This is a genomic window from Peptidiphaga sp. (assembly GCF_057238965.1).
This window is the reverse complement of the sequence record NZ_DBHHEV010000086.1, coordinates 1-10,128: the sequence shown is the minus strand read 5'-3', so window position 1 is coordinate 10,128 and position 10,128 is coordinate 1. Positions and strand designations below refer to the sequence as shown.

Below are 10,128 nucleotides of genomic sequence, written 5' to 3'. Positions count from 1 at the left end.
CGCCGGGGACGGCGCTTAGGACGACGCCGGGGACGGCGCTTAGGACGACGCCGGGGACGGCGCTTAGGACGACGCCGGGAGGGCGTGCCAGCGCAACGCCGAAAACCCAGTGCCGACGGCCAACGCCGAAACGCGCAGTCGCTACACCTCCGCACGGGCAGACGATAGGACTCCGGCAAAGACTCAGATGGCTCACCAAGACGCTGCGCCCCGCACGGGGCAGGCGATAGCCCCTCGACCGGTCCCGCCTCGCCCAGCGCAGCAACGCCCCCGCATGGGCAGAGGCGATCGGCGGACAAGAACTTCAGGCGGACGAGATTCGCGACGCTCGCGCATACGCCGAGGCGACCACAGGCAGCCCGTGCGACGCCATCCAGACGGGCTTCCATGCGCAGAGGGCCTGGCTCCGCCTTTTCAAAATCGAGGCCTCCCGAAGCCTCTACCCACGGAAGCGGGCGGGTTTCGAGCGACCGGCAACGTCCGGGGCTCTCGCGACACGCGGGCGGAGGATCGACCTCGCACAAGCAATTTCCAGGAATTTTTCCCTAGCTTTACCTACTTTATTGTCAAAATAGCATGAATGTCCGCTTCTTAAGACTAGGCAACCGGCTCTCTCATTAGTATTCTGCATTCAGGGGAGGAAACCGTTCTCCTTTCACAACAGCATTGCGACCGTTAGACAAAACTTGTATACACAACCATCAAGGAGGGTTGCCACGTGGCAGTGTTTCGATTGGACAAGGATCAGTTCAGGCGACAAGTCGCCGAACTGGTATAGGCGGGCGATAAATACGAGGACGCGCAGAACGAGCTCAGCTTTGCCGTGGGCCAAAGCTGCAAGGACCTTCAAAGCAACGGAGTTTGCGCGCCCTCCAGCGACGACGACCGGTGGTCGAACCTGGACGAGCTCCGGCATCTCCGCACGCCGGTCCACACGTCCCTGGTGGCCGTGGACAAAGAGCTGAAGCACGTCTCCGAGCAGCAACACAAGGTGATTGCGGATTTGAGGGCCTCGCTGAGCTCATTCGCGTTTCGGGACGACGCCGAACGCAACGAGTTCGTCAAGATCTTGGACAAACTCGATCGGAAATTCACCTATGTGTCCCCCGAAGGAATGAACCTCATAGGCAACTTCCTTTCCAAAACCCCGGGTTTCGATTCGCTTATAGACGGCATACACAGCTCCAGCTCAGCGCAAGGGCCGAAAGGTTCAGGGCAAGGGCAGAAAAGTGCAGGAGGCAAATGATGGCCACCCCTCACGCCGACCACCTTAACGGCATCAAAACCTGGAGAACGGACCCGATCGAGCAGGCAAACAAACACCTGGAAAAAGTCAGCTCCAATCTCGCCGACATCGCCACGATCAACCGGCGAGTGGCAGCCGACCTCGGCCTCGAAGGGACGACTGCCCATTCAGCCTCCTCTCGCCTGGACAAGCTCGCCACCCGCTTGCTGGACGGCTCTCAGAAGGTGAAACAGCTTGCCGAAGTGCAGCACAAAGCCCTCGGCTTGGGAAAGAAGGCACAAGACGACAACGAGGAGATCCAAAAGTTACTCAAAAATATCAACAGTGCTTACAATACTTACAATGGAGCTAGCGTTTCATTTCCAAGCGCGAAAAAAGATCGCTCCTTACAGAGCATGGCTAAAGCAGAGGACGATTCCGCTCGCGCAGAGGTGGATCGCCAAGCCAAAGATGTACTGCGCGTTTTGCGCGAAAGCACAGAGGCTTTGGCTCGCGACTTCCCTTTTCAGGACAACGAGCCCGCATCAAGGCACGCCTCGGCTCCACCGGACTCAACCGGCAAGGGCAACGGCGGCGCCAACGGCAGCGCGAACAGTTCAGACAACGGGCCCGCAAGCGGCCCCCAGGCGGGCCCCACTCGGTCGGCGACAGCCTGGCACACCCCGAACAGCACCCCTTCGATTGGCGGCTCGGGCAGTTACACGAGCGGGCATCTCAGCCCAAACGGCATGCCGTCAGACGGGCCGGCTTTGCAAGCCTCGCACTACGCGCCTTCACAGTTGGGAGGGTTTGGCCCCTCAAATTCAACGCATTTGCCCGCGCATCCTTCCGCGGTTTTCAATCCATTGGCTGCAGCTGCAACCATCGGCGGCGGAACGGCGGTAGCCGGATACAAGGCGTATCAAGCCATGCGGGCCGCTCGTGCCGCACAGACGTCCTCTCCCCGATCGACGCCCTCTTCAATGCGGTCCGGAGCGGCGATTCGATCGACGCCGCCCTCGTCGGCGAGCATCGTGCGAGGCGCAACCACGGCAGTCCGGTCCACAACTCCGTCTGCCGGAGCGCGCGGAGCGACGCCGCGTGGCGGCGCTTCCGGGGTTGCTCGGCCGATTTCTTCCTCTGCTTCAGCGCGATCGGGCGGCATCCTCCGGGGAGCGACGACGGCGAGCCGGGCTCCGGCGCCCTCGCCGTCGGCTCGAGGCAACGGGATCGTGCGGGGCGCAACAACGGCGGTCCGCAAACCTGCCTCATCCTCGTCCGCGGGAGAGGCTGGCAAGGTCCCCGGCGCCCGGAGCCAAACCTCCGCAACGCGCGAAGCGGCTTCAACACGCGGAGCCGGAGCAGCAAGCCGGACGAGCAGTTCGATTTCCAGGACCGCCGCAGGCCGCTCGGCGGCAACAGGCGGCAAAGCGACAGTTTCTTCGGAACGGGGCGGGACTGCCTCCAGACGCACTTCCGTCGGCCGTGCGGCAAATCGCGCGAACACTGCCTCCCGTGGCGAAACCTCGCGGGCCTTGTCGAGTCTGACGGGCCGAAGCCAAAGCCGCAAGGAGAACGAGCGCAGACCCCGCGGCGACGACTCAGCCTCGTCCACGCAGGTCCGCCTGTATGAAGACGACAGAACGATCACCTTCCTGGAAGCTGGCCGTCGCGAAAACGATCGCGATTAGCTCCCGCACAGGCGGAAACTTGACGAGGCGCGGGCGAGAAGCGATTCTCACTCGCGCCTCGTTCAACGCTGAGTTGACTAAGAGCGGCGTCGCCGTGCGCGAGCTCGGGCTCCGCCGCGGCGGTGGCAGGGCCGCGGCCAGTTACCTCTGGCCGAGATTGAGCGAAGGCGGTACGGCACGCCTCTTACGTCGCCCAATGAGAACGCCAAGAATCAAGGCAAGAGCAAGGACGCCCACGCCGGAGCCGATCCACGCCCACGCGGGAAAACCACTGTCATCCGCTGACGAACCGGCAGCTGTCTTTCCACCCGCCGAGCTGCTCGATAAATCTGACGACGAAGAGCTATGTGGCGCGTTCGCGCCGCTTGTCCACGTTATCGTGGCACCTCGAGCTGTGCGATTAACGCCCCTTATGACTACCTTGTTCCCCTCAATAACCCCATTAGTCGTTTTTATAATTTTTCCTGGCACTCCGATACGCATCGTCATATCCAGTTCAACCTCTTCTCTAATGACACCCTGCTTGCCTATTATCAATAGGTTATTATCACCTTCTCTTTTTGCCTCAACATTATTCAGCGGCTCATCGGACACCACTTTGCACTTACGTACTCCTTTTTCCGATACTGTTTCTTCGTAAGTGGCTTTGGCCAGAAAAGCCTGGAGTGGACTAATGTAATTCTTTAAATTGGAACAATTCTTTCCAATCTTTGCCATCAAGCCTTTAATGTCTTCAAATACTATCTCCGAGTGCATTGAGCCGTTGGATTGAAACTCGAGAGTCCCGTCAACCCTGCAGGCGCTCAACAAAAAGGTCAGGCAGACCATCGTTAGCTTCAGCGCGAATGAGGAACCTTTCACTGCGTGTGATAGGCCTGTGAAGTGGTGGTGGTCGTTCATTTTTGTTTTCCTTCTGCACTCAGAATTGCAGGAAACTGTGCCATTCAGGATAGTACCCTTTTCCTCCGCGCTTCTCACCCACAACCTCATCTCGGCCAACGACGAGCTGAGGAAGAGCAGGCAATCCCAGGCCGGCGTGCCACTCCAAAGGGAAAGCGTGCCACTCCAAAGGGAACGAGTCCCCTCAGCTTCCTTTCCGCGGCTCTTCTTTGCATTCATTGACTTTTCACTTATCGTGGCATGCCAGTGCCCCCAAACGGGTTAGTTTGCGGGGCCTCAGGACGCGTATTCTAAAGCTGTGACGGCAGGGGTTTCTCGCGATCCTGCCGTCGTTATGTCGGGAAGGCGCAGCTCGCGCCCAGGAAGTAAGTGGGGATGATCGCGTGGCGATATTCCGGTTGGACAAGGACCAGTTCCTGCGCCAGTTGAACGAATTGAAGCAGGCCGGCGACGAGTACGAGGCCGCAAAGCAAGAGCTCAGCGTAGCCGTGGACCAAGCCGCTCAAGGCATCGACAATGCGCAGGAGGCTTCGTCCCAGTATTCAACCCTCAAGGAGCTCCAGCAGTTCGGGAGGCCGGCTCACATCTCGCTGGTGACTCTTGACCAAGAGATGGCGAGTCTGTCCTCTGACCAGGAAGAGACGATCGAGGATCTGCGGTGGTCTGTCGACTCGTTCGAGTTTGAAGACGAGGCGGAACGTCAGGACATTCTGAGTACGCTTGACGGGCTCAGCGAGAAGTTTTCTTACACCAGTCCAGAGGGAATGAGCAAGATTCACGATGCTCTCCATAGTTAAACAGCAGTGGACGAGTCTGTCTCGTGTAAAGACCAATAGGAACAATTCGAGAGGCAACCATGGCAACTCCTAACGCCGATCGGCTCAGAGCCATCAATGAATGGAATCCCGGCCTGATCGAGCACACGAATCAAACCCTCGGCAAGATAAGCGGCCGATTGCAGACAATCGCCGAAGTCAACCGGAGGGTCGCAGCCGACTTGGGCATTGAAGGGGAAGCCGCCGAATCGGCGTCGGCCCGCCTTGACGACCTGGCCTCGAGCTTGCGTAGAACGTCCACGGACGTCGACACCCTTGTCAAGGTCCAAAACCACTTCGTCGAAGGCGGCCGCCGGGCTCAGGACGAAAGCAAACAGATTCAAGCAAACCTCGACTCGGTGAACGGCCAAATCGACAAGGCCAAGAGCGACGTCAGAAACACACCGATACTAGGCTCTTTGCTCGAGCAGGCCATTTCCGGACAAGTCGAGCAAATGCGCAATGCCGAACACGCGAAAATCGATACCCAGGCGAAAAGAGTCCTGGAAACGCTGGACGCTCACACAGCCACGGCCGTCGTTGCGCTTCCGAGGCGGTTTGCGAGCGCGCGCGTCAAGAGAACACGATCAGATTACAAGAGGGAAAAATGGGCGCCTAATAACCCCGAGCAGCAGCAAGGCTCATCGAATCGCAGATCTTCCGGGCATTCGTCGGCTCCGTCGCGATCAGCCACGGATTGGCGAGTTTCCGCCCCTCCCGCTTCTGCGGGCACGGCCGGCAGCTACAGCGACGCCGGAAGCCACGGCATCAGCTCGTCTGCGGACAGTATCTCGCTGCAACACTCGCATTACACGACGTCGCAATCGGGCGCGCTCATTCCGGGATCGGTAAAGGCCGCTTTGCACAGTTCGGGCTCGTCGTCGCATTCCTCGGCCGTTTTCAACCCCCTGGCTACAAGCGCCGCAGTCGGCGGCGGCGCGGCAGTGGCCGGGTACAAGGCCTACCAGGCTGCGCGCGCGGCGCTTGCCGCGAAGTCTGCGCCGACCTCAAAGGCCGCCTCCATGCGGTCGGGCGCAGCCGTGCGCTCCATGCCCTCCTCCGGGTCGGGAATCTTGAAAGGCGCGACCACCGCGGCCCGAGCTGCCTCATCGGCGACGTCGGTCGGCAAGGCGGTCCCCGCGCGAGGCGGGGCCACCGGGATAGCGCGTCCCACGTCCGCCGGGTCGACCTCGACGGGCCGTTCGGGGATCCTCAAGGGCGCGACCACCGCCGCTCGCACCGCCACCCCGACGAGTTCCGCTCGCGGATCGGGAATCACGCGTGGCGCGACCACCGCGGTTCGTGCCACCTCATCGGCGACGTCGGTCGGCAAGGCCGGATCGGTCAACGGGGCCTCCGGTGCAACCGCCAACCGCGCAGGCGCCGGCGGCGCGGCGCGAGGCGGACTGGCCGCTCGCTCGACGAGCTCCACCGCTGCGCGCACGGCTGGTTCAGTCCGGGGCGCCACCGCTTCGGGCACAGCCGGACGGACCGTCGGGTCGGCCGCGGGAAGGTCGGCCGGATCATTCGACGGCGGGCGCTCCGCGGAAATGGGCGCCGCCGGACGCGGCGGAGGCTCGGGGACCGCCGGGCGTTCCGCGTCCTCGCGCGCTATCGCCGGTTTGACCGGGGGGCGTCGAGGCAAGGACAAGAAGGAAGACTCCCTCTCACGCCCAATCGAGGAAACGCAGGTTTCCATGTACGAGGACGACAAGACGATCACGTTCTTGGAAGCCGGACGGCGCGAGGAGACGCCGCACGACGGCGCTCCTGCCTGACGGAGGAAGCCGCAGCGGCTTCAAAAGCGCTTCGCGGGAATGCTCCATTGCGGGCATTCCCGCGAAGCGCATGCTCCACCAGCAGGGCGACTGCGCACGCGCAGGCAAGGAGCCCAAGGTTGCCGTACAAGGCAGCGAGGTCTCGTTGCCGCACAAGGCAGCGAGGTCTCGTTGCCGCACAAGGCAGCAAGGCTCTCAATGCAAAGCTAAAAATGGGGTGGGAACCGCCAGGCTCCCACCCCATTCGCTATGTTGTCTGTTCTCGAATCTCTCAACTCCGGCCCCTCAACTCTGCATGCCTCTCAACTCCGTCTTCCGTCGCCTCCTGTCCGTCAGCCCTGCGTCTGCCTTTCACCCTGCTCGCTCCACCAATCTCCGACTCAACGCCTCTTCGTCATATTCGTTTCATCCGCCGTTCCTCGCGTATTCACTATTCGCTTCATCCGTCAAACCGACGTCTGCCCTCTAACTCCGCACCCGTCTTCTGCCATTGACCCCACGTCGTCGGCGCATGTCCGCCGATCTCGCACACATCAACCTCGCGATCGTCCGTCGCCCCAGTCATCCAGCGCAACGACACGCGCGCCCTCTAACATCACGTCGCCACCCCGGCACTCACATCGCCACCCTGATCCGCACCCCGCGCGCATCTCAGCCCCCATTCTGTCCGCCGACTCCGCACTCACAGCTCCCACTCGCCTTTCGCCCTCAACCTTCGTCAACTCTGCGCCTGCCATGCGCTTCCGTCTGCCCGCATCTCACAGTCTTGCTCCAGACCGCGATCCCCAACAGGGTGCGAAGGGATGCGCAGCCCCGCCGGTTGCTCGTTGTACTTCGTCATGGCCCTACGCTATCGTGCAAGCCCCCCAAAAGTCGCCTCAGGCTTCGGCGAGAGCTCCCCCTACCCTTCGCGATCCTCCAATGGGCCCCGCTTCGCCAGAGCGTCCGCCGCGGCCGCGCGCACGCCGTCGCGCACGATGGCCTCCACGAGCTCGGCCACCCTGCTTGTGAAAGCCTCGTAGACGACGAGTCCGTCGGGAAGGAAGCCGCCTCTCATGACGGCATCGACGTGCTCGCGCACATTTGAGGCGCCGGCCGTCGCCGCGGCGAGCGCTTCTCGCTTCGGCTCGACCATTTCACGCGCAATCGGGCCTGGGTCGAATCCTTGCGGAGGGCAGACGCAGGCTATCCAGGCCGCCGCCGTCAGCGCCATTTGCTGCGGCACGCGCCCCTTTTCTAGCAGTCGTATGGCCGGGGCGGGTATGCGCTGAAGGAGCTTCGCCGACCCGTCGGATCCCACCCGGGCCGTCTTGTCGCCCAGCGCGAAGTTCGTCCACCGCACGAACAGCCGGGCGATGTAGGCGTCGGCGTCGAAGCCCGAGGGAAGGTCGATCGAGGGCAGATATTCGTCGTAAAGGGCGGCGCGCACGCATTCTTCGACGAAGGGCTGGGTGCGCGAGTCCGGAATCGTCTCGCGCCCGTCAAGCGCGCCCAGGTACGAAATGAGCGAATGCGATCCGTTGAGCAGGCGCAGCTTGACCAGCTCGTACTTGCCGACCTCGTCGGTGAAGGCGACGCCGTCGGCGTGCTCCCAGGCGGGCCGGCTGGCTCAGAAGCTGGTGCGGCGCTGGTGACGGGCCGGTTTCGGGCCCGCCTGGCGCCGCCTGCCAATCGGTTGCTGTCGGCACGTGCTGGCGAGTTGTGGCAGTATCTTCGGCGCGGGTCGGCTAGTTGCTGTCAGTCCGCGGCGGCAACCCGTAGAATCGTGGCGGATGCCGTTGCGCCGCTGTTTGACACCCGATCGGGAAACATGCGAGCCGGACTCGCGTGCTCACCCGCCGCAGTCGGATCGGTTGTCGACAGGGCTCGGCCGCCGGCCGGATCTGCCGCCCGTCGGCCCAGATTCGCCGTCGGCCAAGGCCGGTCGCCACGCGGTTCGAGCGCCCGCCGATTCGGGCAAGCGCCGGCGCGGCCGTTCACCCGGTTCGACGTCAATTCGACGGCTTGGCGGTTCTTGGCGTCAGCTCGGCGGCTCGGCCGTTCGCTCTGCCAGACGGCGGCTTTCAATCCGCCGACGTCGGCCCGCGCGGACGACGGCATCCACAGGGAGTGCGCACCAAAAGGAGTGCACTCATCGAATACACCCACCCCACAACGACGAGGACTCTCATGCCGATCACCTTTGAACAGCTCACAGCCCGCCGCATCATCCCGGTCGCGGCCATCGACGTCGCCGAGGCGGCCGTGCCCCTGGCCCGCGCCCTCGTCGCCGGCGGACTTCCCGTGCTCGAAGTGCCTCTGCGCACCGCGGCGGCAGCCAAGGCGATCGCCTCGATCAGGGACGACGAGGGGTTGGCCGAAGCCGGCATGATCGTGGGAGCCGGAACAGTCATCAAGGTTCCACAGGTGGAGACGGCCTTCCACGCGGGCGCGGACTTCGTCGTCTCCCCCGGTTTTTCACGGCGGGTGGTTCAGCACACCCTCGGCATGGGCATGCTGCCGCTGCCGGGCGTCTCCAGCGCAACCGACCTCATGGCCGCGGTCGACGCCGGAGCGACCGACGTCAACGTGTTTCCCGCGGCGGCGTCCGGCGGTTCGGCCGCGATACGCGCGCTTTCCGCGCCTTTCGGCGACGTGCGCTTCGTTCCCACGGGCGGCATCTCCGCGAGCAACGCGGCCGAATACCTGGCCATCCCCTCCGTCGCCGCGGTGGGGACCTCATGGGTGGTGCCTCACAGGCTCGTCAAGGCGCAGGATTGGGACGGGATCACCCGGATCGCCCGGGCCGCCGTCGCGCTGGTCGAGGCCGTGCAAAAGATGTGAGGCGCCGTCCGACTCCGGCGTCGGGGCATTCGCCGGGCGCGTGCGGCGGCGCCGGCGTGCCCCTGTTGCGGCGGCTCAGCGCCGCCGCGCCCCAGCTGGGGAAACTCAACGGCACCGACCTCGCCGCGCGGAACCGGCCTCGCGGCGCAGCGACGGCGTCGGCATGTCCCCCGACTGCGGCGGCTCACCCGTTTTCGAGGATTTCGTTGACCCGCTCGACCTTCGCGGCGATCTGCCCGGTGTAGCCCGGGCGTATGTCGGCCTTCATGACAAGCGAGATTCGAGGAGATCGCTCGGCGACGACGTCGACGCATCGCTTGACCACCGTCATGACCTCGTCCCATTCGCCTTCGAGTGTGGTGAACATGGACGTGGTTTCGTGCGGCAAGCCAGACTCGCGGACCGCCTGGACCGCGGCCGCGACCGCTTGGGACACGGAGCCGTCGGGCTGATCGGACGTCATCGGCGCAATGGAGAATGCAAGCAACATAGGGCCAGGTTAGCCCCCGCGAGCGCGAAGGCGCAGACGCGCGGCCAGAGTCGCCGGCGGTTAGCCCCCGCAAGCGCGGAAGCGCAGACGCGCGGCCGGAGTCGCTGACGGTTGGCCCTGGCGAGCGCGGAAGCGCACGGGCCGCGGAGCGACTTCGAATCGTCAAACCGGGTCAGCCTCCGCGAGTGTGGAGGCGCGCCACGCGTCCGGCAGAAATGACCCACGCGGACGGGTCAGCCTCCGCGAGTGTGGAGGCGCGTCTGCATCGGGGCCTTGGGGGTCGATGCTCCCCGGCGGGCAGCCGGAGTTTCGTTCCAGTCCTTCTTGATCGGCGTTGGTCCGCAATCGGCGTGGCTCCGCAAACGGCGTCGGTCCGCAAACGGCGTCCGTCCTCTACAGGCGTCCG

General features: G+C 63.7%; 9 protein-coding genes. 5 read left to right on the top strand and 4 right to left on the bottom strand.

Annotation, left to right across the window (positions count from 1 at the left end; genetic code table 11):
* Positions 1-823: 823 nt before the first annotated feature.
* On the top strand, positions 824-1,246 hold the full coding sequence (locus ACO48X_RS09375; RefSeq protein WP_485001821.1) for a hypothetical protein: 423 nt from the start codon (positions 824-826) through the stop codon (positions 1,244-1,246).
* A gap of 901 nt (positions 1,247-2,147) precedes the next feature.
* Here ACO48X_RS09375 and ACO48X_RS09370 read toward each other — a convergent pair.
* Together ACO48X_RS09370 and ACO48X_RS09365 are read right to left on the bottom strand one after the other, a co-directional pair.
* Entirely contained in the window at positions 2,148-2,291 is a 144-nt protein-coding gene (locus tag ACO48X_RS09370; protein WP_485001820.1) for a hypothetical protein, read from the bottom strand.
* A gap of 766 nt (positions 2,292-3,057) precedes the next feature.
* Positions 3,058-3,816 (bottom strand): chemotaxis protein, encoded by a 759-nt coding sequence (locus ACO48X_RS09365; protein ID WP_485001819.1) that lies wholly within the window; start codon positions 3,814-3,816, stop codon positions 3,058-3,060.
* Between the two features lie 383 nt (positions 3,817-4,199).
* Here ACO48X_RS09365 and ACO48X_RS09360 point away from each other — a divergent pair, with 383 nt between their 5' ends.
* Both ACO48X_RS09360 and ACO48X_RS09355 read left to right on the top strand, forming a co-directional pair.
* Positions 4,200-4,613, top strand: coding sequence for a hypothetical protein (locus tag ACO48X_RS09360; protein WP_485001818.1), 414 nt, complete (start codon positions 4,200-4,202; stop codon positions 4,611-4,613).
* Positions 4,614-4,672: 59 nt separating this feature from the next.
* Positions 4,673-6,409 (top strand): hypothetical protein, encoded by a 1,737-nt coding sequence (locus ACO48X_RS09355; protein ID WP_485001817.1) that lies wholly within the window; start codon positions 4,673-4,675, stop codon positions 6,407-6,409.
* A gap of 901 nt (positions 6,410-7,310) precedes the next feature.
* Here the strand turns inward: ACO48X_RS09355 and ACO48X_RS09350 are convergent.
* Positions 7,311-7,913 carry a mannitol dehydrogenase family protein gene (locus ACO48X_RS09350; RefSeq protein WP_485001822.1) on the bottom strand — a complete coding sequence of 201 codons (603 nt, stop codon included), beginning with the start codon at positions 7,911-7,913 and terminating at the stop codon, positions 7,311-7,313.
* Here ACO48X_RS09350 and ACO48X_RS09345 point away from each other — a divergent pair.
* Together ACO48X_RS09345 and eda are read left to right on the top strand one after the other, a co-directional pair.
* Positions 7,861-8,043 (top strand): hypothetical protein, encoded by a 183-nt coding sequence (locus tag ACO48X_RS09345; RefSeq protein WP_485001816.1) that lies wholly within the window; start codon positions 7,861-7,863, stop codon positions 8,041-8,043. The two genes, ACO48X_RS09350 and ACO48X_RS09345, sit on opposite strands and share 53 nt — an antisense overlap.
* 475 nt (positions 8,044-8,518) lie before the next feature.
* Entirely contained in the window at positions 8,519-9,232 is a 714-nt protein-coding gene (gene eda, locus ACO48X_RS09340) for a bifunctional 4-hydroxy-2-oxoglutarate aldolase/2-dehydro-3-deoxy-phosphogluconate aldolase (protein ID WP_485001815.1), read from the top strand.
* A 184-nt stretch (positions 9,233-9,416) separates the two neighbouring features.
* Here the strand turns inward: eda and ACO48X_RS09335 are convergent, their stop codons facing one another.
* Positions 9,417-9,722 (bottom strand): thiamine-binding protein, encoded by a 306-nt coding sequence (locus ACO48X_RS09335; RefSeq protein WP_485001814.1) that lies wholly within the window; start codon positions 9,720-9,722, stop codon positions 9,417-9,419.
* Between the last annotated feature and the right edge of the window lie 406 nt (positions 9,723-10,128).

Excerpts from the sequence above, each read along its gene's own strand:
- ACO48X_RS09365 (WP_485001819.1), bottom strand. The coding sequence starts at position 3,816 with ATGAACGACCACCACCACTTCACAGGCCTATCACACGCAGTGAAAGGT.
- ACO48X_RS09355 (WP_485001817.1), top strand. The coding sequence starts at position 4,673 with ATGGCAACTCCTAACGCCGATCGGCTCAGAGCCATCAATGAATGGAAT.
- ACO48X_RS09335 (WP_485001814.1), bottom strand. The coding sequence starts at position 9,722 with ATGTTGCTTGCATTCTCCATTGCGCCGATGACGTCCGATCAGCCCGAC.